Origin of the sequence: Alteromonas sp. W364 (genome assembly GCF_031846205.1) — a bacterium.
GTDB lineage: Bacteria > Pseudomonadota > Gammaproteobacteria > Enterobacterales > Alteromonadaceae > Glaciecola > Glaciecola blandensis.
The window spans coordinates 438560-463044 of record NZ_JAVRID010000001.1; the positions used below are offsets into that span (position 1 = coordinate 438560).

The window sequence follows — 24485 nt, forward strand, 5'->3', positions numbered from 1 at the left end:
TCAGGTTGAGTTGATATTATCTTGCAGTCGTTTGAATAACACGCTTTTTATTTGAAAAGTCGTCGTTTGTATTATGTGTCCTTACGCTATATTGAAGGTGTAGATTGCTTACTCGTTTCGTTCACATCAGTGTTGTTATCATATTGCTACTATCGCAAGGGGTAGAGGCGTTCGCTGTGTCTTCTGAAATGCCATGTATGCAGGAACATAATATGATGTCTGAAATGTCTATGAGTGGTTCTCATTTTGACAACATGGCAGTGGATGAAAATAGTGAAGACTGCTGTCCAAAGGACTGTTGTTGCCCGATGGGCTTACTCATCGTCGCCGTGCTAGTAGACAGCAGATTAAACGGTTTGCCTGACTATACCGCGATACAGTTTAAATCAATTGAGCCCTCAATTAAAAAAGCGTTTCTCCATCCGATACAGCGCCCTCCAAAAACTCCTCTCTACATATCATAACTTGCAGTCGCGACAAATATCGCGAGCTGCATTCGCTTATCGTTAAGATAAATAACCAAATCCAAATTATTAAACACACTTTTTCTTTTTTTGAGAGGAAAGATATATGAAATTTTCAATACTATTGCCCGTAAAGGCATCATTAATCGCTGCTGTTCTTCTAACAACGGCCTGTTCAGATGCCGCTAACAACAAGGCGACTGAACAAGGTGAATACATTTCCAAACCTGCCGCCATCGAGCTAACGGTTTACAAAAGCAGAACCTGTAACTGCTGCCAAAAATGGATTAATCATGCCGAAGACCATGGCTTTGATGTGAGTGCAAGAAACATTACGTTTATGTCGGACATAAAAGAGGACAGAGGGATAGCCCCAAATTATCGGTCTTGTCATACGGCAGAGTCAAATGATGGTTATGTGTTTGAAGGGCATGTACCGGCAAAGTACATCAAACAGTTCTTAGCCGACGTGCCAAAAGATAGCATAGGACTATCTGTCCCCGCCATGCCAGTCGGAACGCCAGGGATGGAGGTTGACGACCGCTTTATGCCATACCAAATATTGCTATTAAAAGAAGACGGAAGCTCATCGGTATATGCAGAAGTTGCCAGTTATGAGGAGCAATTTTAATGAAATATCGTATCGCTTTTTTATCAACATTAATCATGCTGATGCTAAGTCATAACGTCTTTGCAAATAAAGCTGACATTCTAACACTAGAGGAAGCAATTACAGCAGCAATTAAGCAAGATCCATGGTTGAAGGGAAGTCAATATCGAGAAGACGCGTTACTCTCGAATAGTGTGTCTGCCTCTTCGCTTCCTGATCCTGTGGTATCGATTGGACTGGCGAACCTGCCAACAGATGGTTTTGCTTTTGATCAAGAACCAATGACACAACTGAAAGCAGGCGTATCGCAGATGTTTCCCCGCGGTGATAGTTTGGATATTAAGCGCAAACAACTTGAAGAACTCGCGAAGCAACACCCAATCATGCGCAAAGATCGAATCGCGAAAACAACATTGGCGGTTTCTCTTAAGTGGCTTGAGATTTATCGGGCTCAACAGACAATATCACTTATTGAACAAGACCGTGCTTTATTTGAACAGCTCGGCGACGTCGCCCAAGCGAGTTACTCGTCAGCGGTCGGCAAAGTAAGGCAACAAGATATCGTTCGCGCTCAGCTCGAGCTAACAAGGCTTGATGACCGACTGACTAAATTGCATTCCCAAAAAGAGCAAGCACTTGCTGAATTGCTTGAATGGTTATCAGATGATACGGCTTGGACATCTAATCAAATGCGATATAGGCAAATGGTTTCTCTACCTGCTGCAACGCCATCAATTAAACCTTTGTATGTAGATGCTGAACAAGCGCTAAACAGTCACGATGCGCAAAGCTTAGCCAATTTATTGGTGGCGCACCCTTATGTTTTGGCGATTGAGCAAAAAATAAGAGCCAGTAAAACAGGTATTGATTTAGCAAAGCAGCAATACAAGCCACAATGGGGTGTAAACGCAAGTTATGCATATAGAGCCGACGATCAGTTAGAACGTAGCCGAGCTGATTTTATCTCGGTGGGTATCTCATTTGACGTGCCCTTATTTACCAGCAACAAACAAGATCAGGACGTCTCCGCAGCGATTAGTCAAACTGAGGCGATAAAGACAGAAAAGAGATTAGCCATTAGATCGCTGCTATCTCAACTGCAATCTGCATATGCTGCTCACTTAAGGCTTTTGCAGCGCGAAACACTTTATCAAACGGATATTTTGGTTCAAATGAGCGAGCAAGCTGAGGCTTCTTTAACGGCATATACTAATGATGATGGTGATTTTGCTGAAGTAGTAAGAGCAAGAATAGCCGATCTGAATGCCAGAATTGACGCATTGAACATTGATATTGACTTACTCAAGTCGCGATCACAACTCAACTATTTTTTTAGCGATGGTCAAGACGTTACTCATCGCATTGGAGACAACTCATGAAAAATACAAGTACACTGGCCATTGGACTCATCGCTGGAGCGGTGCTAACTGCATTGACTTATACGTTTATCTTGCCCCATTCAGGCGATAGCGCAGCAAATGCCGACAATGCCGATAGCAACGCCCCCTTATATTGGGTCGCCCCTATGGATCCGAACTATAGAAGAGACGCACCCGGTAAATCACCAATGGGAATGGATCTTGTGCCGGTATATGATGATGGGGGCATGGATGAGAGTCCTGGCACCGTCACAATACATCCAAATGTAGAAAATAACCTAGGTGTGCGAACGGCATCTGTGCAAAGAAAAAGCTTACATGTGCCAATTAGAACGGTAGGTTATGTGCAATACAATGAAGACACGCTTGTGCATATTCACCCACGTGTTGAAGGTTGGATAGACGAATTATATGTCAAAGCAGCTGGCGAATACGTTAAAAAAGGTGAGCCTTTATACGCACTCTATTCACCTGAGTTAGTGAATGCGCAGGAGGAATTTCTGCTTGCTCGAAACCGCAATAACGTCAATCTACTGCAGGCAGCTACCTCTCGGCTTGAAGCGCTTCAAATGCCAGCTCAAGCGGTTAACCAACTCAAGCAAACCGGTAAAGTTCAACAAACCATCACGTTTACCGCTCCTCAAACAGGCTTTGTCGATAATCTGAATATCAGACAAGGCTTTTATGTTAAACCTGGTGTGACGATATTATCTATTGGCGCGTTAGATGAAGTATGGGTGGATGCCGAGGTATTTGAACGTCAGTCGAACCAGATAGAGAAAGGCTTAGCGGTCACCATGACGCTTGAGTATTTGCCAGAAAAAGTGTGGCAGGGTGAAGTTGATTATGTTTACCCAACATTAGACAAAGACACAAGAACGCTTAAAGCGAGATTACGTTTTGACAATCCCGAGTATTTCTTGAAACCCAATATGTTTGCACAAGTCACCATCCATTCCGATCTGGATGATGAAAACCTTTTGGTTCCCACTGAAGCGGTTATTCGCACTGGAAAGCAAGACAGAGTGGTAATTGCTTTAGGTGAGGGGCGCTTTAAATCTATCGAAGTCAAGGTTGGTAATATCGTCAATGAATACACGGAGATTTTAAGCGGTCTGAGAGACGATGATGTTGTCGTCACTTCTGCTCAATTCTTATTAGATTCTGAAAGCAGCATTTCTTCTGATTTTAAACGAATGGAAGAGGCCGAATCTATGCCATCTATGGTATGGACTACCGCAACTGTCAATAGTGTGATGGCAGAGCATAATATGGTGAATCTTGATCATGCGGCAATCGACGAATGGGGTTGGCCTGAAATGACAATGGATTTTTTTGTTGACCAAGATTTAGACATTAGCAAGTTAATGCCTGGCATGTCATTGCATTTACAAATTACAAAGGCAGATCTAGGTGATTACTTAATTACAGAAATCCATATTGTGGATGAAGACGGCAACATGATGCACATGGAAGGTATGGACGATATGGACGATATGGAAAATATGGAGGGCATGGATCATTCTGGTCACTCGATGGGCATAGACAATGCAGATAAAGAGATGGATCATTCAGGTCACGGAGGACAGTACTAATGATTGCAGCCATTATTAGGTGGTCTGTCACCAATCGATTTTTTGTATTGCTTATCACCATAATCATTGTTGGTGGAGGCTTGGTCGCTGTAAAAAACACACCAGTAGACGCACTACCTGATTTGTCAGATGTGCAAGTGATTATTAAAACAAGCTACCCTGGACAGGCACCTCAAGTTGTTGAGGATCAGGTAACTTATCCTCTTACTACCGCGATGCTATCAGTGCCTGGTGCCAGAACCGTGAGAGGTTACTCATTTTTTGGTGACTCTTATGTCTACATCATTTTTGATGACGATACGGATTTGTACTGGGCACGAAGCCGCGTACTCGAATACTTATCCCAAGTTGCTCCTAATTTACCTGAAAATGCTAGGCCTCAACTAGGACCAGACGCTACGGGTGTGGGTTGGGTGTATCTTTATGCCTTAGTCGATAGAACGGGCCAACACGATATTAGTCAGTTGCGCAGTTTACAAGACTGGTTTTTAAAATTCGAGTTACAGACAGTTTCTGGCGTATCAGAAGTATCTTCGATAGGCGGGATGGTTAAGCAGTATCAGGTCAGAGTGGATCCTGAGAAGCTCAGAGCCTATGGCATACCCCTTTCTCATATTCAAATGGCCATTAAGCGCGGTAATCAAGAGGTTGGCGCATCGGTTATTGAGATGGCTGAAGCCGAATATATGGTTCGTGCTACCGGGTACATCGAAAATAAACGAGACATAGAGCTTATTCCCTTGGGCGTAAACAACAATGGCACGCCATTGTTGGTCAAAGATATTGCTGACGTGCAATTAGGACCACAAATGCGCCGTGGCATTGCTGAGTTAAATGGAGAAGGTGAAACTGTTGGTGGAATAGTTGTGATGCGTTATGGCGAAAACGCGCAAAAAACCATTGACGGGGTAAAAGCTAAGCTTGAGGAACTTAAAAAAGGTTTGCCAGACGGTATTGAAGTGGTGACAGTTTATGATAGGTCTGCTTTGATTGAACGCGCAGTCAATAATCTTGGTTTCAAGTTATTGGAAGAGTTTGCTGTGGTTGCCGTCGTATGTATCGCCTTTTTATTTCATGTTCGTTCATCGCTAGTAGCAATTGTGAGTCTACCGGTTGGTATTCTCGTGGCGTTCATCGTCATGTATTTTCAAGGGATCAATGCCAACATCATGTCGCTAGGGGGGATTGCCATTGCTATTGGCGCGATGATTGACGGTGCCATAGTTATGATTGAAAACATGCACAAACACATGGAGCGAACGCCACTTACTAAAGAAAACCGATGGCAAATTGTGGTTGACTCGGCTGTGGAGGTTGGCCCGGCGTTATTTTTTAGCCTTCTTATTATTACAGTCAGCTTTGTCCCAGTGTTTACGCTAGAAGCGCAAGAAGGGCGGATGTTTTCCCCTTTAGCGTACACAAAAACCTATGCAATGGCGGCCTCCGCTGCACTTGCCATAACATTAGTACCCGTATTAATGGGGTATTTTATAAGAGGAAAAGTACTACCTGAGCATAAGAACCCTGTCAACAAGGGCTTGTCTTGGCTGTACATTCCATCGTTAAAAACCGTGCTGCGTTTTCCAAAGCTGACGCTTGTTGGCGCATTGGTTGTGCTAGTCATTGGTTTTTGGCCGGTCAATAAAATTGGCAGCGAATTTATTCCGCCGCTTGACGAAGGTGATTTAATGTATATGCCCACCACATATGCTGGCATATCCATCGGTAAAGCAAGGGAGTTGCTGCAACAAACTAATAAGCTTATTTATACCGTGCCCGAAGTAGAAACGGTGTTCGGTAAAGTGGGACGTGCGGAAACTGCCACCGATCCCGCGCCCTTGACGATGATTGAAACGTTCATACAATTAAAGCCCCACGATGAATGGCGTAAGGGGCTAACTACTGAAGATTTGATAAAAGAACTTGATAACCTAATTGACTTTCCAGGGCTCACAAATGCTTGGGTAATGCCTATTAAAACTAGGATTGATATGTTGGCCACCGGAATCAAAACACCGGTAGGTATAAAGATTGGAGGGCCGGAGCTTGGCGAAATACAAGCCATTGGCCAGCAAATCGAAACAATTCTTTCTGAAGTCAAAGGGACAGCCTCTGTTTATTCGGAACGAGTGGCAGGCGGGCGCTATGTAAAGGTTGACATACAGCGCGATAAAGCTGCGCGCTATGGCCTTAACATTGCAGATATTCAGTCAGTTGTATCCAGTGCCATTGGCGGTATGAATGTCACGCAAAGTGTTGAAGGGCTTGAGAGATATCCGGTCAACGTGCGCTATCCTCAATCATATCGCTCATCCCCACAAGCACTATCTTTATTGCCGATTGTGACACCGCAAGGAAAGCGTATTGCGCTTGCAGATGTAGCAGATGTGTACATAGAGGATGGCCCTCCCGGCATAAAAAGTGAAAATGCACGCCTAAATGGCTGGGTGTTTGTGGATATTGATGGCGTGGATATTGGCAGTTATGTGGTGTCAGCTCAGCAAGCCGTGAGTGAGCAGTTAGTATTGCCTGCTGGCTACTCCATAACGTGGTCTGGTCAATATGAGTATATGCAACGCGCCAAAGAAAAACTCACCTACGTTGTGCCACTGACGCTGGCCATTATTATCATTCTGTTGTACCTCAACTTTAGAAACATTACTGAAGTGGCCATTATCATGGGCACTTTGCCTTTGGCGATGGTTGGTAGCATTTGGTTAATGTATCTGGAGGGGTTCAACTTTTCGGTAGCCGTAGGGGTCGGTTTTATAGCACTCGCTGGCGTTGCAGTTGAAATAGGTGTGATCATGTTGGTCTACCTGAACCAGGAATATAACGCGCTAATTACGCGCTGCAAAGAACAAAATGTAATACCGAGCGATGCACAGTTAACAGAAGCTATATTGCACGGCGCAGGACTGCGCGTTAGGCCTGTCATGATGACGGCTTTAGCCATCATTCTTGGTTTGCTACCCATTTTATATGGAACAGGAACAGGGGCAGAGGTCATGAGTCGGATTGCCGCGCCAATGGTAGGCGGAATGATGAGTGCAGTGCTACTCACGCTACTTGTTTTACCCGCCATTTATCTGTTGTGGAAAAAAAAGCAAATACACCAATTAGCTAAAAACATTTAACCCGTAACTTTACAAAAGAGAGATTAATACATGAAAAAATTTATCGTAACGCTTCTTATCACAATGAGCAGTCTGTCAGCGTTAGCGCATACTGGGATCACGTCTTCAATACCCAAAGATAATGCTATGTTAATGAAGAGCCCAGAGACCATTGCCGTGGCATTTGCTGACGAAGTTCGTTTGGTTAACTTATCTATATTGAACAGCAAAAGTGAAAAGGTTGATTTTGAATTCGCCCCCTCAATGGAGGCGAGTAAAACATTTAGCTATGACTTGCCCCAGTTAATGCCTAGCTCTTACAAAGCGTCATGGACAATTATGGGAGTAGACGGTCATAAGATGAAAGGAGACTTTTCATTTATGGTCCATGCTGCTGGCAACATGAAAGAGATGAAACATAAAAAGATGGATCACAGCGACCATAGTAATCATTAAATAGGAATTCCCATGACATCAGGAATTTGGATAGGGCTGCTAGTACTCAACAAGTTTCTGGTGTATTTGGGGATAAGCGGAGCATTTAGCATTATTTGCGTGTATCTCTATATCCCGCCGGCTTCGCTTGAGAATGTTGACAACGCTGCAATGCGTTGGCGACAGACTATATGCAAAGTCGCAATGGTATTGGTCATTATTGGTTTCATTGCTAATGTTGTCGATTTTTTTGTACAAACAGGCAACCTTGCAGAAAATGGTGTAAAAGGCATGTTCGACCCCATCATGCTCAACATGATGTGGGCTAGCTCTGTTGGCACATTCACGATGACTAGAGCAATCGCGTTCGGTCTATCTTTTGCACTTTTGACTCTGATATTAATTCGTCCATTATTTCTGACGAGCAAGTTAAACCAATGGATATTTGGCACACTAACATTGCTCGTCATTATTGGCTTGAGCACCTCATTTACGTTATCTGGACACACTAATACACTCATATTTGGCAGCGTCTCGCTTATCACTCTGCATGTAGCTATGTCGTTTGCATGGTTAGGTGCGCTAATACCATTAGTGCGCGCGACCTACATATTTGAGGGGGAAGCATTGCATGTTGTTATGGAACGTTTTGGTCGATTTGCAGTTTGGGGCGTCGCTATTTTAGTGGCTGCCGCTGTATCTATGCTCATTCAGTTTGTGCCTACATTAGAAAGCCTGTATTCAAGCCGCTATGGACAAGTTTTTATACTCAAAATAGCCTTGGTCTTATTGCTTCTCCTGTTTGCCGTGGCTCATAAGTTCGTATTGGTGCCACGCATATTGAGTCGAGAAGATGGCGCCGTCGCATTACGACGTTCCATCATGATTGAAACGTTTGTGGGTTTTTTAATTTTACTCGTTACTAGCGTGGTCACAACAGCGATGGGCCCGCCAATGCTAGCGAGTTAACTTGTTTAATTAAACAACATCTATCGAAGAGGAAACAAAAATGAAAAACACAATTCATCAGGGCCTTTTGGCATTTGTCGCCATTGTTGCTATGAGTCCGTTCGCTTTTTCGCATGACGGTGATACTCATAATGAAGCTATAGCATCTATGTTTACTGGGACTGAAACAACAGCTGCAAAAACTGTACTTGCCTTTCACAAAGCACTTGAAACCGGTGATGTTGAGACTGCTCGAAACCTGCTCGTTGATAACGTTCTGATTTTTGAAGGGCAAGGTGTTGAACGAAGCGCGAAAGAATATGCAAGCCATCATATGTTGTCAGACATTAAATACTTACAAGCCATGCAAATTGACCTAATTGAACACCATGTTCATGAGTACGATGGCATAGCAACCTCTTTTTCAAGAAGCCAATTGACTGGCACATATAAGGGAAAAAGCATTGATAGAGCAAGTAATGAAACTATCACGCTTATTAAACGAGATAGTCAATGGAAAATTTCACACATTCATTGGTCTAATTAAGCGTGCATTACACTCCCTTTTTAACGCAATTAAATTTATATAGCATTGTTTCTATTACATAATTGTAATCAAACGGTAATGCAATAGCCGATTTTTATTGATGTAGATCATGTTGAGATATCAGCTAAAAAGTAAGCTTACCATATGGGTTGTGAGCCTGTTCACAATTCAATCGCAACGTTATTTGTCAGTATATTAACAAGGAAAAAACTATGAAAAACATCACTAAGCTACTCACGGTATTAACCGTATCTTTATTTTTGCTAGGCGGGTGTGCTAGCCAGTTGTATCACGATTACATCATGAGTGGACAAGTCGTCACAGCCAAAGGAAGCGAACTTGTTGTGTGTGTCGCAGATACCAGCAATCTAGAGCAAAACAAAGTATATGACGTGTACCGAGCGGTATACGATGACAATGTGATCACCGAAGGTGAATCAGGCTATTCCAGAGAATATGTGGGTAAAGTGCGTTTGGGGAATACGAAGGATGAACATTTTGCCAATGCAACGATTGTGAGCGGTCAAGTCATGCCAAATGACATTGTAGAGTTCAACGCTAAATAAGCACGCAGAGGCAGTATATCTAGTGGAAAACGGCATGCTCTTAAACAGTGTTGCGATCATATCGACGTTGATTGTTGGTTGGGGCTTATTTAACGACCGCGTCAGGTTGTCGCCACAGTGGCGAGCAACTGTGACACCTCTTGCCTCCATCATTGGCAGTGGCTTTTTAATTGTTGCACCGCTGCTTCATTCTGTTATGGGGAAGTGGGCATTACTGGGGATCGTGTTGTTATCTGCTCTTGCATATTGTTTAGGTGGTGTCATTCGGTTTAACATCGCTCACGCTGAGCCGCATTTGGAAGACTATCCTAATGGAGGCATTGCTAAATTAGAATATATTGGACAGTGGTTTTTAGGGGCGGCGTATGCTATTTCAGTCGCCTTTTATATTAGTCTATTCGCATCATTTGTGTTTGAAAGAATAAGCGTTACTGATGATACCGTGATAAAGGTAGCCACCAGTCTAGCCTTACTATTTATAATGTTTATTGCGTGGCTAAGAGGAGCTAAAGGGCTTGAAGTAATAGAGCTCTATGCGGTCACAATCAAGTTAGCGATTATAGTGGGAGTACTTGTTGCATTGCTGACATTTGACATGTCAAGTGGCGCGACATGGTTTCAGCATGAAGCGCTCAATGCTATCGGTCTTGTTGAAACCTTAAGTATCTTGGCGGGTATGTTGATGGTCACTCAAGGTTTTGAAACGGCAAGATTTATGGGCGCTGAATATTCGGCTTACCAGCGCATAATGGCAGTAAAATATGCTCAAGGCATTGCGACCGTCATTTACCTAGTGTTTATTGGATTAACTTGCCCCTTATTCAATGTATACCCCATCGTTGAATTAAGTGAAACAACCATTAGCCAGACGCTTGGCCAAGCGATATGGATCCTACCGTTTTTACTTCTTATTGCAGCAACCACTAGTCAAATTAGTGCCGCTTTAGCAGACACAATCGGCGGCGGTGGCTTACTTAGAGAGCTGATAAAAGCGCGTCTTTCAACAAATGTCTATTACATGTTAATCATTGGCATCGCTATTGTACTTGTTTGGACCAGCAATGTGTTTGAGATCATAAACTTAGCAAGCAAAGGCTTTGCGCTCTATTACTTATCGCAAACGGTGCTTGCGACCTGTCTGTTGTCAGGACGAAAGCATAAAACACGGCGTGATTGGTTAACGTTAGCGGGGACAATTATATTGTCTGTGCTATTGGTGTTGGTCATTGTTTGGTCTATGCCGGCACCTCATAGCTAAAATATCACTTGACCTGTGAGCGACTCACAGGCCTATGCTTTTTTTAGCGAGTGAGGAACAGGTTTATTGTCAACCGGAGTATTTGAATAATGAGTATGCAAGTAAAGCAGTTAGCAGACGCATTTGGGATTAACAAGGATACGATTAGGTATTACACCCGAATAAATTTGTTACGACCATCTAGGTCAAGTGAAAATGGCTACAGGTTTTATCCTCTAGAGCAACAAAATCGTCTTAGATTCATACTGAGTGCTCGCGATTTAGGTTTTTCTATCGAGGATATCAAACAGATATTTTCCGAATCCGATAAAGGCAAAACGCCGTGCCCAACAGTCAGGGTGTTGATTGAGAAAAGACTGGCAGAAACTGAACAACGGTTTATTGAAATGGCTAAGTTACGAGACAAAATGCGCAACGCTGTAGATACATGGGATCAAAAACCAGACAAAGAGCCATGTGATAACGTGATTTGCCATTTAATTGAAGATGTCGATTTATCAAATATTGATAACGAACAGGCACAATAATGACTTTTATTAATGGGGAAACGCTATGAGTGATGAACAAATAAATAGAGAAAACGAAGTCACGAAGTCATGTTGTCATAATCGAAACAATACACCCAATGAGCCAAAAATAAATAAAAACATACATTCGTCAAGCGACATCTATACAGCTCAAGAGACAACCATACATCATCTAATGATTGAAGGAGCGAGTTGCGCCAGTTGTGTTAGTAAAATTGAAAAGGCGTTGCGCGCGGTTAATGGCGTGACAAAAGCAGAAATGAATTTTGCACAACGAACGGTCAGTGTTACAGGAAGTGTACAGGGCGCTGCGCTTATTACGGCGATTGAAATAGCGGGTTATCGAGCAAAAGTGGATACCAGCGACTCAGAGCAAGAAGCCCTTGATGAAAAGGATAAGGCTGATTGGGCCTATTACAAAAAGCTCATGCGAGATATGACAATCGCGCTTTTATTAGGTGTACCGCTTATGATCTATGGGCTGGTAATAGGAGAAATGACGGTCAACACAAATAGTGAACGCCTAGTTTGGTTTACTATTGGTCTGGCAACGTTAGCCGTCATGTATTTTTCTGGTAAACACTTTTATGTGGGGGCTTACAACTCGCTAAAGAATCATTCAGCGAATATGGATACTCTCATCGCTTTAGGTACCGGCACAGCGTGGCTATATTCTATGGTGGTAGTGGCCGTTCCGGAGTTATTGCCAACAATGGCGCGTCATGTTTACTTTGAAGCAACTGCAATGATAATAGGGTTAATCAACCTTGGCTTAGCGCTAGAAATAAAGGCGAGAGGCAAAACATCTGAGGCAATTAAACGGTTGATTGGTCTTCAAGCCAAAACAGCGCGTGTCGTTCGAGGAGGAAATGATGTCGATATACCGATAGAAAATGTAATGCTAAAAGATTTTATCCGGGTTAGACCAGGCGAAAAAATTTCTGTCGACGGCGAAGTGGTCGAAGGTCACACTGCAATAGATGAGTCTATGTTAACTGGTGAGCCTATGCCTGTAGAAAAACAAGCAGGGGATAAGGTTGTAGCGGGCACCATTAATAAATCAGGTTCAATCGTATTTCAAGCCACTCGTGTAGGCAAAGACACTGCCTTAGCGCAAATTATCAATATGGTAAAAAAAGCACAAAACTCTAAACCCCCGATAGGTCGTTTAGCGGATGCTATTTCTGCCTATTTTGTTCCCGTTATTATGATTATTGCGGTGCTTAGTGCACTGGCGTGGCTGAATTTCGGTCCATCACCGGCTCTGGTTTTTGCCATCGTATCGGCGACTACGGTTTTGATAATCGCTTGTCCTTGTGCTCTGGGTCTAGCGACGCCAATGTCGGTAATGGTAGGCGTGGGAAAAGCTGCCGAAGCCGGTGTATTAATTAGAAATGGCGAGGCGCTGCAAACAGCCTCGAAGATCACGACGATGATTTTAGATAAAACGGGTACCATCACAGAGGGAGAGCCAAAGGTTACCGACGTGTTACTAACAAAAAATTACTCGCGTAAAGAAGTCTTGATGCTAGCCGCGAGTCTTGAGGCTGGCTCTGAACACCCTTTGGCGATGGCGATTGTCGACAGTGCCAAAGCGCAAGGAATTGATACCAAGAAAGTAGATGGCTTTCGTTCAATTGCAGGTAAAGGTGTGCAGGCATCATGTGAAGGGAAAGCCCTATTATTTGGCAATGAAAAGCTGATGAAAGATAAAGGTATTGTCATTGAGCAATATATAGAAAAAGCGCAAGAGTTTGCACAAGAAGCCAAAACACCAATGTACTTTGCCATAAACAATACTTTGGCCGCGATCATATCGGTTGCCGATCCAATAAAGAGCGATTCCATTGCTGCGATTGCGCGACTTCAGAAAAATGGCATTCGTATTGTCATGCTCACTGGAGATAATCGATTAACGGCTCAAGCGATTGCACAAAAGGTAGGTATCAAGGAATTCGTGGCTGAAGTTATGCCAGAAGATAAAGCGAACAAAGTCGCAGAGCTGCAAGAAGAAGGTGAAATTGTTGGTATGACTGGCGACGGTATTAATGATGCGCCGGCCTTAGCCCACGCCAATGTTGGTTTCGCAATTGGCACTGGTACCGATGTGGCAATAGAAAGTGCCGACATAACGCTCATGCGCGGCTCGCTACATGGTTTGGCAGATGCTATCGCAGTAAGCAAAGCTACGCTAGCGAATATAAAACAGAACCTATTCGGGGCTTTCATCTACAACGTCGCAGGAGTGCCCATTGCCGCAGGCGTATTGTTTCCATTTTTTGGTTTGCTATTAAATCCTGTTATTGCAGGTGCGGCTATGGCCTTTTCATCATTGACCGTGGTTACCAATGCAAACCGTCTACGCCTGTTTAAAGCTAAAAATCATTAAAAGGAGAAAATTATGTTGTGGGTAAATATTGCAGGCATGGGAGTTATCGGTTTGATTATATGGTGGTTTTGGCTTTACAAATCATCATCGGTTGACATGAGTGATGGAGTGATAGAAGTATTGGTGAAGGATGGGGTGTATCAACCGGCAGTTATCAAAGTACCCGCCAATCAAGAATCAACGATTACATTTTTTAGAGCTGATTCTTCACCATGCTCTGAATCATTGCATATACCTGATTTAGAGATTGCCGCAACACTGAGGTTGAATAAAAAAGTAGATATATCAATCCCAGCGATGCAACCAGGTCGACATGCATTTCATTGTCAGATGAAAATGTACACGGGTGAACTGATCGTAGACTGATTTTTGATGCTGTATCCGTTCTTCAATATACAAGCACATTGCAGAGCAGATACATATTAAACAGAAACTAAAAGGAGGCATTTTATGGATGGGGTTTTTTCATTCGTAATATTCGCGGGGCTTTTTTATCTCATGATGAGATATGGTTGCGGCGCACATGTGGCCCACGGCCACCACAAAGAACAAACATCTGAACAACCTAAAGCCATCATTGATCCTGTGTGTAACAAGGTAGTGGAAGTAGATGAAGGTTACGGGAAACTGCACGACGGTGAGTTATATCGCTTTTGTTCAAAAGAATGTCTAGATAAGTTTGATGTAGACCCAGTTAAATACGTGACGAAAACGGACGCCACTGGAGCGCTAAAATGACCCACAAACTATCATTAAGCGCATTTGGGCACGCAACTAGCTTATTCATAAGTATCAGTTTCACACTATGTGTTGTATTCGACCTTATTTTTCCAGAGCACGCTATGTACGAAGTGTGGTTAAAGTTATTACCGGGGTTTGAATGGATAAGTTGGCAGAGTTTTTTCTTGGGACTCCTTGAAAGCTATATGTATGGCTGGTTTATCGCGCTAATGTGGGTGCCACTTTATAATTTTTTTGGAAGCAAAGCGAAATAGCGGCTTTTCGTGACTTGGTTGTTTACTATATAGAGATGAGTTTATGAACGAACCGGTAGCACACTCAGGTGTATGGATCCTAGCGCTTATTATGATAGTAGTGGCGTCTTGGTATCTTTATAAATATATGGCTCCTACATCGTGGCACGAGTGGGCTGGTGCGGGAGTTGTGCAAGCGTTTATTATCGCCTTGTATGCGGAAATGTATGGCTTTCCTTTGACAATATATCTATTGGCACGCTTTGGAGGCCTCGATAGAACCGAGCTTAATGCAAATTTATGGTCGTCTCTTTTGGGGATAGGAGAGACGGGCATGATGATAGCAATGGTATTAGGATACATTTTATTATTCTTGGGTGTAGGACTTTTTTTTCAGGGTTGGCGACAAGTATATAAAGCGCGACAAGAGAATAGATTAGTGACAGATGGCTTATATGCATTAGCGAGGCATCCTCAATACACCGGTTTGTTTATTGCGCTATTTGGCGAGGGGATTGTGCATTGGCCTACTGTATTTTCTGTGGGTCTTTTTCCAGTGATTATCTTTATTTATTATCGTTTGTCATTACGTGAAGAGAAAAAAGTGATTGCTGAATTTGAGGAGGAATATTTGGCCTACAAAGCACAAGTGCCAATGTTTATTCCGCGCATAGTGCAATGGAAGTCTTTTTTTAAGCAAGCCCAAATGTAGCCGTTTTTTTTAGGTAGCCTCAATAAAGAAGAAAATATTTTTTGGATGACTTAGAGCAAAGAGTAGGGTGGTAGAAGTGAACTTAATGCTTAGCCATCTACAGTGGACGCTACCATGATGTATATTTATTTGTGCTATTAGCTTATTTAAAAGCAGTCAGGCTGGCACAAACTAATGAATTTAGTCTTACAGTAATATTTTTAGCATAAAAATACCTTAGGAGGTTTAAATTATGAGTGATTTAGAACACAGAGTAGGCGTAAGCGAAGTTAACTTAGTGCTTCGTCACTTAAAGTTAACGAATACTGATGATGCTAAAATAGTAGCCATCATTAGTGACATCGATGCGACGTTTGGTGTTGACGCAGTCAGTTTCGAATCGAAAAAGCAGACACTACACGTTGGCTACGATGCTACTCATTGCGAGCTCGATGGGATTGAAAATATTATTAAAACCCATGGCGCAGATATATCGCATGATTGGTGGTCAAACTTTAAAGAAGGGTACTACCAATTTGTGGATGAAAATATCCGAGACAATGCAAAACACAAACCTTGGAGTTGTCACAAACTGCCGCCAGGGAGTCGGAAGTAAAGATAAACTTGTTCGTTTATCGATTTTTGAACGTTCAGAGGCCTTTCGCATTATTGAAAAAAAGAGGTAGTGGTGCTGTTAGCTTTTCAAAGTACTGGGGATATATGTGCTTGAAGTGATCCAACAAAACGAAGATTCGGGTCATAGCGTTTCTTCATTGCTATCAATTTTTCGGTGTGCTGACCAAAATATTCGATTACGGCAGACTCTTCCCCCATATCATAGTTTTGGTACGCGTAACCATTAAAGAAGGGGGTGAGTCGCTTGTAGGTATCTTGTACCCAGGCAGCTACAAGTTCCTTACCTTGATTTTGCTTAGTAAGTCCGGTAATGCTGCAGATGAAGGACGCATTTCTGTGAATAAATGCTGTTTCATTAGTACCTTTGTCTTGTATCGCACCGCAAAGAGGATCTAGCATTATACCACCAGAATCATCAGGGCATTCCTTATAACACGCTAATAGTATGTCAATAAACTTATCCGTTAATTCACCCTGAATAATTCCATGTTGCCAATATAAACCCAAACCACTTTCGTAGTTGTTTGATTGACATTCGATATACTGTTTCCGGTCAATTGATACTGTCGCACCTTCCCGCCATGAAGATACTGTCTTTAAACCATGTGACCTCGATTCACTAAACCCCATAATAGAAATATTAGCTTTGTGAGGCACAGAATGGGCAATATAGGCATATAAAAACTGTGACTTTGGTCCCTCTAAAACTGCATGACTATAGGCTTTTAAGATATTTTTCGCCTCACTAATTGGCCACGCTATGGTTCCTCCCTCAACAAACTCAGGAGCAGGGTGCAGTGCAAATTCTATACTGACAACGACACCAAATTGACCGCCGCCACAGCCACGCAGTGCCCAATAAAGATCAGGATGTTTATGAGGCGTCACTTTTAATAACTTTCCATCAGCCATGATGATATCGAATCGTGTGACATTGTCGCAACTTAGTCCGTGCTTGCGCGAGAGGAAGCCAATTCCGCCGCCTAGTGTTGCACCAATGACACCTACATCAGGGCAAGTACCTAACGGTACTACTTTGTTTATGCGAGATAAAAAGTGGTCTAAATGTTTATTCTTAACACCCGCACCAACACTCACATGCCGCCCATCGGCGCTGAGTGATATATCTTGGAAGTTTGCCATGTCAAGAACGACGCCACCATCGACTATAGCGGCTCCTTTTATTCCGTGTCCGCCACCCTTTATTGATATAGGCAAAGAAACTTTATTAGCAAATTTGATCACTTCTATAATGTCATGTACTGACTTCGGTGTAACAATCATAATTGGGTATTTAGAAACAGCCTTATTGAAAACTTGCCTGCGTTTTTCATATTGCACACTGCCGAAGGTACTGACTTCGCCACTCATTTTTCGTTGTAACAAAAGTGCGCTGTCAGTTTGCACTATAGGCTCTCTAGTTTCACTTATGTGAGTGAAATGATATGGTTCATTGATGTCTTTCAACAAATTCCATGATCTTGTTCCAAATGATGTTCGGCTGACGGACATTAACAGTTCTTTTAAATATTTAGCCACGAGTGCAGTTGTGAGAAGCTTATTTTCACCGTGCATTTCGCGCAAAACGTCCGATAAAGGTAACACATCACTTGATGCTTGGCGTATTTCAGCCTGCATGGGAGTATCTACGTTTCCAGGAGCAACGCTTGTAAATACTGCGATATTTGCAGTGACTTCTTGTCGGAAGCAGTCTGTTAGCGTATTGATGCCAGCTTTACTAATGCAATATGCGGATGCCCCAGTCACTGGAGTGATAGGGTGGTCGCTTGTTAAAAAAAGTACTCGGCTACGATTAAATTTAATAATACACAATTGAGTAATTAGCAAGGGCATTTCAAGGTTGACCTTATGATTTTTTCGCCAATCATCTAAATTTAATGAAGATAGTTTAACAATGGGTGAAACTAATCCAGCGCAATGCACCAAATAATCGACTTGCTGATAGTTTTCAAGAAAACGCTTAACAGAAGCAAATGCTGCATTGTGATTAAAGTCGACTTGTCTAATGAGCAACCTGTCTTTATACCTGTTTTTAAGGGGTAGTAGATTGTCTTTGTTTCTGCAAAATGCGATGACCAATAATTGTGAGTATTCAAATAGCAATTCATTAGTTAACGCCAAACCAATTCCAGACCCTGCACCAGTGATCACTGCGATTTTTTTCATTATTTTGCCCTGACTACCTATTTTCTACACGAAATATATCAGCTCATTTCTTCGTCAAAGAAAAAAAGATATTTGCTAGATTTAGGGTAAAAAGCATAAGTAAACTTAATGTTGATTGAAATAAGTAACTGGTTTAATTACGAAAATGTAATCGAACTGTAATCTAATCGTTGTGAATGCTTGATCTAAATCAACTATATTTAATGCGCAATAAATAAGATGACCGCTATGTAAAAGCAAAATGAAATTAGTGTTTTGATGTGAAGGCGAATTTACTATTTTGTGTTTTATATTTTTCACTAACATTTTTTGAGCGTAAAGTTAAAGAGCCTCAATTTAATAACTCTGCGTCAGCGATGCCGAAAATGCCCATAACCGATGAAGAAATCGCAGCATTGGTAGTGTTTTTGTCGCCTCAATAACGTAGCGCCGTCAAAAAAAATACAGATTCAGTATAAGCAAAATTCATTTTTAAACATAATCTGCTCAATTGAGTATCACTAAAGGAAATAAAATCATGAAAACAATAACTTCATTATTATTCGCCAGCGTTTTAGTCATTACACCTATTTCTGCTGTCTATGCACACCAAAACGCGGACAAGCATGAAATGCCGATGATGAAAGACCAAATGATGAAAAAAATGCAAAGTCATATGGAAGACATGCGAGCAATGTTAGCCGCGGTTAAAAGAGAAATAGATCCTAGCAAGCGAGAAGCAATGTTGCATGAGCATGCTAAGAAAATGGAAGGCATGATGGGCATGATGAAATCGGATGACAGCAAGGGTATGAACAACATGAAAGGCATGAAACATAAACATGATGATATGTCGGCTGAGGATAAAATGGCGATGATGGAAAAGCGCATGTCCATAATGGAGGACATGATGGAGCAGATGATGGGGCACGCAGCGGAAAAAAGTAAACCAAAGCATCAACATAAAAAGAATTAGTTGTTTTATAGCATGATAGGTGCAACGCGCCTATCCAAAAACACCTCATCGTTGGATGATACTATGAATAGATTTATAAAGTTCTTTGCAATTGCTGTCTTAGCAATAGGCTTAGGTAGTGGTTGTACTAATCAGGTTTACCATGACTATGTAATGAGCGGCCAAGTAGTCTCTGTTTCCGACCGACAAGCAGTTATTTGTGTGTCTGATACAGATGGATTGAAAAAGCATCAAGTCTTTAACGTGTTTCGAACAGTGTATGATCCGGCCGCGATAGCGGAAGGTGAAAGTGCATATTCCCGGGAATATATTGGAAAAATAAGACTGGGAAAATCTAAGAATCAACATTTTGCTGAAGCAACTGTGTTAGATGGTGAAATTGTTCGTTATGACATGGTTGAATTTGATCGTGATTTTTAATCCTCACATCATTCTTTGGCTGTCACACGCTCAGCTTAGAATAAACTCTAAGAAATATAAGTGGGGTGCTAACCTCGCGACAATTGCATTTAGTGCCTCCTTTGCCGCATCTTGCTCGGCTGCCACTCAAGTTACTGAGTCAATGGAAGAAGCTGGAAAACCTGAGCAAGCATTGCATAAACAAATAGAACAAACTGATCCTAAGTCAACCAGTGACGACTTTGCGGATATTCAAGAAGCCTTACGAGCATTAGACAATTCTCTCGCGCCTACAACACAAAAAAACACAAGTAGGGAGGCATACAGTCAGCCATCTTCAACTTCTGGTGAACCTAGTAATACAAATAAACCAGTAATGGGCATGGGAAAAAATAGCATGACGATGATGTCTAAATCTAATCAGCCTTGCATGGGAATGATGTGCAAAATGAAGATGAAAAATAGCTCAATGATGGGTATGCCTAAAAAACTACCACCAGTGGTAACGGATAAAAATGCCTTAATTACGTTGCCTGGCAAAAGCGACGCATTACATTTGTATCATCTTGGAGAAGACTCGTTTTTTATGAACTTCAAAAGCGCTCTGTTTCTATCAGATGACCAACTAAATCTATTAGTAAATATTCAGGACAAATGGCAAACCTTTCAAGTAAGCCATACTGAAAAGCGAAGTAGTTTAGAGTCAAGCTTATGGACACTTACCTCCAAAGGATTACCGAATTTCAGTGATATTAAAACTACAATCTCTGAAATTGAAATTATAAACAGTGAGCTTCGTATCCAATTTATCGTGTTGGTCGGTGAGGCTGTTGCAGTTTTAACACCGACGCAACTATCTCAAATTGAAGCCCTTTGGCACAAACAACAAGGGCTTTCGCAATGAGACTTTCGTTATTGCCTTTATTTACTCTGAAATGTCGGTTTGTATTTTTAGTCATGTTTACCTTGACGGTAATAGGTTTTTCTTCTCAGCCAATGGCATTTCAACAAACTGAGAACGATGAACATGCCGGACATCATCCAAGCAAAGATGAAAAACCAACTAATGAGGTTTCAAGCATTCAGCCAGCTATAGACACCTCCAGTATGATGGGTCCTGGTATGGGCAAAGGAATGGATAAAATGATGGAGAAAATGGGAGCGCCCAAACCCAAAGATCTCTATCCCTCTTTAATGAGAATGCAGTCAGCGACGCCTGAGCAAACGACACTTATCTTGAGTAAAGCGACTGAGCGAATGCGATTAGGCAACGAACAACTTTCTAATGGGTTTATGTGGTTGGCAGAGGCCTCACAGGCAGAAGATTATGCCCAAATGCAAATCGCGCTTGAAACAGTAAAAGAGGGAATTGCCCATTTTGATAGTGGTCTTGCGACTAAACGTGCGCTGCTAGATGGACAGGAGCCAAGACGCGTAGCCTTAACGTGGTTCAAAACTCAGATGGATATACTGCCCAGCATACCTGAAAACAATCAGACCATTATTTGGGGGATGACGCCCTTTCACACTTCTATTATGGTGATTTTATTACTCTTTGCCGTTGCCATGATATACGTGTATGGATTTAAAATGCGCAGAGCATCAGCGTTGCTCGCGCAACTCAAAAATGATGAAAAAAATACTAAGACTTCAAGCACAAGTCAAAAAAATAACACTGGCGTATTAACAAATACTGATACGCCAATCGTTGATGTAAAAACAGCGATATCCATCCCAACTAATAATGGTGTAAACAATGACGTATCAGCCTCAACACCGGCAAATTCTGATGTCCCAGGGGCGCGACGAAAAGTGTTTAGCGGTGAGATGAAAGTCATAGCGATATTCATTGAAACCCATGATGTTAAAACATTTCGCTTTGCTCATCCGAACAATGACCTAATTCCTTTCAGTTACGAACCGGGTCAATTTGTCACTTTTTCGCTTCAAATTGATGGCGTCGATAAGCCAGTTAAACGTTCTTATACAATAGCTTCATCACCCACCCAAACACATTATTTTGAAGTGACCATAAAACGTGAAGAGCATGGTGTGGTATCTCGTTTTATGCATGATAATGTAAAAGTGGGAGATTCGCTTATTGTCAAAGTGCCAGGTGGAAAATTCTTTTTTAATGGGAAAGGTGAAAACAGCGTCATGCTCATATCAGGCGGCGTCGGGATCACACCAATGATGAGCGCAGTAAGATATTTAACTGCGACTTGTTGGGACGGTGATATATATTTTCTGTTTTGCACACGAACTACGAAGGATTTTATTTTTGAACAGGAGTTAAGGTATTTACAGGCTCGTTATTCAAATTTGAAAGTACTTGTGAGTATGACGCAAGCAGAGGGGACATCATGGATGGGCCCACAGGGGCGTTTGACCTCTGGATTAATTAAAGATTTTGTACCTGAAATTGAAGCAAAAACTGCCCATATCTGTGGACCACCAGCAATGATGGACTCCATGAAGGGTATCCTCTCTGGTTTGGGCGTGCCTGAGAGCCAAATAAAAACGGAGGCTTTTGGGCCAGCGACTCCTAAAAGGCCTAATAAACCTATCGTTACAAAGCCTGTGCTAGAAAAAGTGAGTGAAAGGCAAATCAATTTTAGTCTTTCTGGTAAACAAGCTCCGGTTAATACCGATGAAACAATCTTAGATGTTGCTGATTCACTCGATATTGATATTGATAACTCTTGCCGTGCTGGCTCATGTGGAAGCTGCAAAGTAAAGCTCACTAAAGGAGCCGTAGAAATGGAGGTTGATGACGGGTTAGAGCCGCAAGATAAAAAAGAAGGATATATATTAGCATGTCAGGCTATCCCAACGTCCGATGTTGAGGTAGACGCTTAAATGAATACACATGAGCGAAATCTAGTCGGTAGCTTAGTTGCACTCATGATGTTACTTTGGCTAGGATTTTTGTGGCATCGCTCTTCACAGTTTCCTGGTAGTCTAAGCGGTTTTGTTGTGGGAGCACTAGCTAGCATGTTGATGCTGATCCCACTTTTATATATGTTTATAAAGCGAACAAAGTCCCTAAAAAAGAGCATCACAAAATTCATTCCCATGGCAACTCTGCTTAAAATCCATATTTACGCGGGTGTGCTAGGACCGATATTGGCGTTGATACATAGCGGGCACAGATTTGCTAGTCCCGTCGGTATAATACTTGTGTTGTTTATGATGATAGTGGTTCTGAGCGGTTTTGTAGGCCGTTATGTACTTGGTTTAATATCAACGAAAATGAAAGAAAAAAAGCGTCAATTAAACGAGTTTCAACACGCACTAAATGATTCAAAAAAAAGCTTGAGAGATGGTGTTTGTGATGCTCAGTATAAAGCGATTACTAAACGCACTTCGAATATCCTTCCTTCCTTTAGTCTAAGCTTGCTCGCCCCTAGACAAGATATATCATTGCTAAAAGAAAAAGAGTTGCTGAAGATAGTGGATGCCATCTCAGACATCGAATATAGCATTATGATCCATAACACAGCAAAAACTTGGTTTTCTCGCTGGTTGAAGTTTCACATCTTTATTTCAATGACGCTATATTGTGTTCTGTTTATACATATAGCAAGTGAGGTTTATTTTGGGCTTAGGTGGCTATAATGAAATGGCTTGTCGGTGTATTAGCAATCATAGTCTTAGCGTTTGGCCTTAGTCATTTTTGGCACGAGCCTGAAGATTTATCTAAATTAGATTGGGAGCAGGCAATAAGCCCTGGCTCACTTAGTCAATCTCATGCCTTTATTGATAACGATTGTTTAAGTTGTCATACCCCAATTAAAGGGGTAGAGAGAGATAAATGTGTTGCTTGTCATGCGAACGATACGCATATTGTTGCGCGTCAACCAACCGCTTTCCATGCTGATATACAAGAGTGCACCAGTTGCCATATAGAGCATGAAGGTCTTAATGCCAATATCTCTAAGATGGATCATGGTGCGTTGGTTGATATTGGCTTTGACATGCTTCCAAATCTTGATATGCCTTTTGACGATGATGCCACAACCATTGCACTTGTTACTTATTTGCTCGCGAATAAACAAAGACCTGAACCGCTCTTTATTCACCCTGAAGTAACCAACAAAGAGGCTTTACTCAATTGTTCACAGTGTCATAGCAATGACGATAAACATTTTGGTTTGTTTGGAAACGACTGTGTGCAATGTCATAGCACAAATACATGGTCATTACCTAAATATACGCATCCTTCTAGTCAGTCACGTGATTGCAACCAATGCCATGAAGCACCGCCTAGCCATTACATGCAACATTTTAATATGATTTCAGCAAAAGTAGCCGGCGAGCCTAAAGCAAAAGCAGAGGAATGTTACGCTTGCCATCAATCGACGTCTTGGAATGATATTAAACGTGCTGGGTGGTATAAGCATCATTAGTGCATCTTTGAGCTCGGCCGTTGTTTATATCACAATGCAGAAAATTAAAGGTAATTCTACATGCTCGCAAAAGCGTCGCTTAACAAGATTATTATTGATCATTTTGGCTTAGTTTTTGCTATAAAACATATACAACTTGATTTTTAAAACTATCAACTTCGATATAAACAATTAAGGAAATGCACAATGGTAAACTTAGACACCTCGTCAAATCTCAATATCTTGAACCAACCAAGTAAGACCGTAAACGATGCTTCAGAACGGCAAGAGTCGAAATGTTGTAACAAAGAAAAATTTGCTGAAAGTCTAGACGAAGCTTTCCAGTCACTTTCGTCGCAAAAAAAGAACTAAGCGGCAAGTATTGTCCGTTTGTGTTTCGGGTGTTTGCAATCTAATTCAT

24 protein-coding genes are annotated in these 24485 nt (G+C 41.9%); 23 read left to right on the forward strand and 1 reads right to left on the reverse strand.

The window, feature by feature from the left end; all coding sequences use genetic code 11:
• Positions 1-104: 104 nt before the first annotated feature.
• The 17 genes from RM556_RS01950 (at position 105) to RM556_RS02030 (ending at position 16115) form a co-directional block, all read left to right on the forward strand.
• The gene (locus RM556_RS01950; RefSeq protein ID WP_311360270.1) at positions 105-464 is read left to right on the forward strand and encodes a hypothetical protein; all 360 of its coding nucleotides are present in this window, start codon (positions 105-107) and stop codon (positions 462-464) included.
• A 106-nt stretch (positions 465-570) separates the two neighbouring features.
• Positions 571-1095, forward strand: a complete 525-nt coding sequence (locus tag RM556_RS01955; RefSeq protein WP_311373710.1) for a DUF411 domain-containing protein — start codon at positions 571-573, stop codon at positions 1093-1095.
• Positions 1095-2453 (forward strand): TolC family protein, encoded by a 1359-nt coding sequence (locus RM556_RS01960; protein WP_311360272.1) that lies wholly within the window; start codon positions 1095-1097, stop codon positions 2451-2453. Before RM556_RS01955 ends, RM556_RS01960 begins: the two co-directional genes overlap by 1 nt.
• Positions 2450-4048, forward strand: coding sequence for an efflux RND transporter periplasmic adaptor subunit (locus RM556_RS01965; protein WP_311373711.1), 1599 nt, complete (start codon positions 2450-2452; stop codon positions 4046-4048). The genes RM556_RS01960 and RM556_RS01965 overlap by 4 nt, the downstream gene beginning before the upstream one ends.
• On the forward strand, positions 4048-7185 hold the full coding sequence (locus RM556_RS01970) for an efflux RND transporter permease subunit (RefSeq protein WP_311360274.1): 3138 nt from the start codon (positions 4048-4050) through the stop codon (positions 7183-7185). The genes RM556_RS01965 and RM556_RS01970 overlap by 1 nt, the downstream gene beginning before the upstream one ends.
• 30 nt (positions 7186-7215) lie before the next feature.
• Positions 7216-7620, forward strand: a complete 405-nt coding sequence (locus RM556_RS01975) for a copper resistance protein CopC (RefSeq protein WP_311360275.1) — start codon at positions 7216-7218, stop codon at positions 7618-7620.
• Between the two features lie 12 nt (positions 7621-7632).
• Positions 7633-8568 (forward strand): CopD family protein, encoded by a 936-nt coding sequence (locus RM556_RS01980; RefSeq protein ID WP_311360276.1) that lies wholly within the window; start codon positions 7633-7635, stop codon positions 8566-8568.
• 40 nt (positions 8569-8608) lie between these two features.
• Positions 8609-9094, forward strand: coding sequence for a nuclear transport factor 2 family protein (locus RM556_RS01985; protein WP_311360277.1), 486 nt, complete (start codon positions 8609-8611; stop codon positions 9092-9094).
• Positions 9095-9306: 212 nt separating this feature from the next.
• The gene (locus RM556_RS01990; RefSeq protein WP_214449588.1) at positions 9307-9660 is read left to right on the forward strand and encodes a hypothetical protein; all 354 of its coding nucleotides are present in this window, start codon (positions 9307-9309) and stop codon (positions 9658-9660) included.
• Between the two features lie 34 nt (positions 9661-9694).
• Positions 9695-10918, forward strand: a complete 1224-nt coding sequence (locus tag RM556_RS01995; RefSeq protein ID WP_311373712.1) for a hypothetical protein — start codon at positions 9695-9697, stop codon at positions 10916-10918.
• A 95-nt stretch (positions 10919-11013) separates the two neighbouring features.
• On the forward strand, positions 11014-11445 hold the full coding sequence (locus RM556_RS02000; protein WP_311360716.1) for a MerR family transcriptional regulator: 432 nt from the start codon (positions 11014-11016) through the stop codon (positions 11443-11445).
• Between the two features lie 175 nt (positions 11446-11620).
• Positions 11621-13834 carry a heavy metal translocating P-type ATPase gene (locus RM556_RS02005; protein WP_250883952.1) on the forward strand — a complete coding sequence of 738 codons (2214 nt, stop codon included), beginning with the start codon at positions 11621-11623 and terminating at the stop codon, positions 13832-13834.
• 12 nt (positions 13835-13846) lie between these two features.
• Positions 13847-14200 (forward strand): cupredoxin domain-containing protein, encoded by a 354-nt coding sequence (locus RM556_RS02010; RefSeq protein ID WP_311360279.1) that lies wholly within the window; start codon positions 13847-13849, stop codon positions 14198-14200.
• Between the two features lie 84 nt (positions 14201-14284).
• On the forward strand, positions 14285-14572 hold the full coding sequence (locus RM556_RS02015) for a YHS domain-containing protein (RefSeq protein WP_311373713.1): 288 nt from the start codon (positions 14285-14287) through the stop codon (positions 14570-14572).
• Entirely contained in the window at positions 14569-14829 is a 261-nt protein-coding gene (locus RM556_RS02020) for a DUF5676 family membrane protein (RefSeq protein WP_311360281.1), read from the forward strand. The genes RM556_RS02015 and RM556_RS02020 overlap by 4 nt, the downstream gene beginning before the upstream one ends.
• A 43-nt stretch (positions 14830-14872) precedes the next feature.
• Positions 14873-15520 (forward strand): isoprenylcysteine carboxylmethyltransferase family protein, encoded by a 648-nt coding sequence (locus RM556_RS02025; protein WP_311360282.1) that lies wholly within the window; start codon positions 14873-14875, stop codon positions 15518-15520.
• Between the two features lie 232 nt (positions 15521-15752).
• Complete coding sequence (locus tag RM556_RS02030; protein ID WP_214449582.1) at positions 15753-16115, forward strand: cation transporter; 363 nt, start codon at positions 15753-15755, stop codon at positions 16113-16115.
• A gap of 86 nt (positions 16116-16201) precedes the next feature.
• On the opposite strand, the gene RM556_RS02035 is transcribed toward RM556_RS02030, so the two are convergent.
• Positions 16202-18322 (reverse strand): SDR family NAD(P)-dependent oxidoreductase, encoded by a 2121-nt coding sequence (locus tag RM556_RS02035; protein WP_311360284.1) that lies wholly within the window; start codon positions 18320-18322, stop codon positions 16202-16204.
• 517 nt (positions 18323-18839) lie between these two features.
• Between RM556_RS02035 and RM556_RS02040 the strand changes: the two genes are divergently transcribed.
• From RM556_RS02040 to RM556_RS02065, 6 genes are all read left to right on the forward strand, one after another.
• A complete protein-coding gene (locus tag RM556_RS02040; protein WP_214452437.1) occupies positions 18840-19277 on the forward strand; it encodes a hypothetical protein in 438 nt (145 codons plus the stop codon).
• A 63-nt stretch (positions 19278-19340) separates the two neighbouring features.
• A complete protein-coding gene (locus RM556_RS02045; protein ID WP_311360285.1) occupies positions 19341-19697 on the forward strand; it encodes a hypothetical protein in 357 nt (118 codons plus the stop codon).
• A complete protein-coding gene (locus RM556_RS02050) occupies positions 19666-20580 on the forward strand; it encodes a hypothetical protein (protein ID WP_214452435.1) in 915 nt (304 codons plus the stop codon). Before RM556_RS02045 ends, RM556_RS02050 begins: the two co-directional genes overlap by 32 nt.
• Complete coding sequence (locus RM556_RS02055) at positions 20577-22535, forward strand: 2Fe-2S iron-sulfur cluster-binding protein (protein WP_311373714.1); 1959 nt, start codon at positions 20577-20579, stop codon at positions 22533-22535. Before RM556_RS02050 ends, RM556_RS02055 begins: the two co-directional genes overlap by 4 nt.
• A complete protein-coding gene (locus RM556_RS02060; protein ID WP_311373715.1) occupies positions 22536-23294 on the forward strand; it encodes a hypothetical protein in 759 nt (252 codons plus the stop codon).
• Positions 23294-24085, forward strand: coding sequence for a hypothetical protein (locus RM556_RS02065; protein ID WP_311373716.1), 792 nt, complete (start codon positions 23294-23296; stop codon positions 24083-24085). Before RM556_RS02060 ends, RM556_RS02065 begins: the two co-directional genes overlap by 1 nt.
• Positions 24086-24485: the final 400 nt, after the last annotated feature.

Bases quoted from the DNA above. Each gene is read 5' to 3' on its own strand.
- RM556_RS01985 (WP_311360277.1), top strand. From the start codon at position 8,609: ATGAAAAACACAATTCATCAGGGCCTTTTGGCATTTGTCGCCATTGTT.
- RM556_RS01975 (WP_311360275.1), top strand. From the start codon at position 7,216: ATGAAAAAATTTATCGTAACGCTTCTTATCACAATGAGCAGTCTGTCA.
- RM556_RS02030 (WP_214449582.1), top strand. From the start codon at position 15,753: ATGAGTGATTTAGAACACAGAGTAGGCGTAAGCGAAGTTAACTTAGTG.
- RM556_RS02010 (WP_311360279.1), top strand. From the start codon at position 13,847: ATGTTGTGGGTAAATATTGCAGGCATGGGAGTTATCGGTTTGATTATA.
- RM556_RS02015 (WP_311373713.1), top strand. From the start codon at position 14,285: ATGGATGGGGTTTTTTCATTCGTAATATTCGCGGGGCTTTTTTATCTC.
- RM556_RS02050 (WP_214452435.1), top strand. From the start codon at position 19,666: ATGACATGGTTGAATTTGATCGTGATTTTTAATCCTCACATCATTCTT.
- RM556_RS02045 (WP_311360285.1), top strand. From the start codon at position 19,341: ATGAATAGATTTATAAAGTTCTTTGCAATTGCTGTCTTAGCAATAGGC.
- RM556_RS01955 (WP_311373710.1), top strand. From the start codon at position 571: ATGAAATTTTCAATACTATTGCCCGTAAAGGCATCATTAATCGCTGCT.
- RM556_RS02065 (WP_311373716.1), top strand. From the start codon at position 23,294: ATGAAATGGCTTGTCGGTGTATTAGCAATCATAGTCTTAGCGTTTGGC.
- RM556_RS02020 (WP_311360281.1), top strand. From the start codon at position 14,569: ATGACCCACAAACTATCATTAAGCGCATTTGGGCACGCAACTAGCTTA.
- RM556_RS02040 (WP_214452437.1), top strand. From the start codon at position 18,840: ATGAAAACAATAACTTCATTATTATTCGCCAGCGTTTTAGTCATTACA.
- RM556_RS01965 (WP_311373711.1), top strand. From the start codon at position 2,450: ATGAAAAATACAAGTACACTGGCCATTGGACTCATCGCTGGAGCGGTG.
- RM556_RS01995 (WP_311373712.1), top strand. From the start codon at position 9,695: ATGCTCTTAAACAGTGTTGCGATCATATCGACGTTGATTGTTGGTTGG.
- RM556_RS02000 (WP_311360716.1), top strand. From the start codon at position 11,014: ATGCAAGTAAAGCAGTTAGCAGACGCATTTGGGATTAACAAGGATACG.
- RM556_RS02005 (WP_250883952.1), top strand. From the start codon at position 11,621: ATGATTGAAGGAGCGAGTTGCGCCAGTTGTGTTAGTAAAATTGAAAAG.
- RM556_RS02060 (WP_311373715.1), top strand. From the start codon at position 22,536: ATGAATACACATGAGCGAAATCTAGTCGGTAGCTTAGTTGCACTCATG.
- RM556_RS02025 (WP_311360282.1), top strand. From the start codon at position 14,873: ATGAACGAACCGGTAGCACACTCAGGTGTATGGATCCTAGCGCTTATT.
- RM556_RS01970 (WP_311360274.1), top strand. From the start codon at position 4,048: ATGATTGCAGCCATTATTAGGTGGTCTGTCACCAATCGATTTTTTGTA.
- RM556_RS02055 (WP_311373714.1), top strand. From the start codon at position 20,577: ATGAGACTTTCGTTATTGCCTTTATTTACTCTGAAATGTCGGTTTGTA.
- RM556_RS01980 (WP_311360276.1), top strand. From the start codon at position 7,633: ATGACATCAGGAATTTGGATAGGGCTGCTAGTACTCAACAAGTTTCTG.
- RM556_RS02035 (WP_311360284.1), bottom strand. From the start codon at position 18,322: ATGAAAAAAATCGCAGTGATCACTGGTGCAGGGTCTGGAATTGGTTTG.
- RM556_RS01960 (WP_311360272.1), top strand. From the start codon at position 1,095: ATGAAATATCGTATCGCTTTTTTATCAACATTAATCATGCTGATGCTA.
- RM556_RS01990 (WP_214449588.1), top strand. From the start codon at position 9,307: ATGAAAAACATCACTAAGCTACTCACGGTATTAACCGTATCTTTATTT.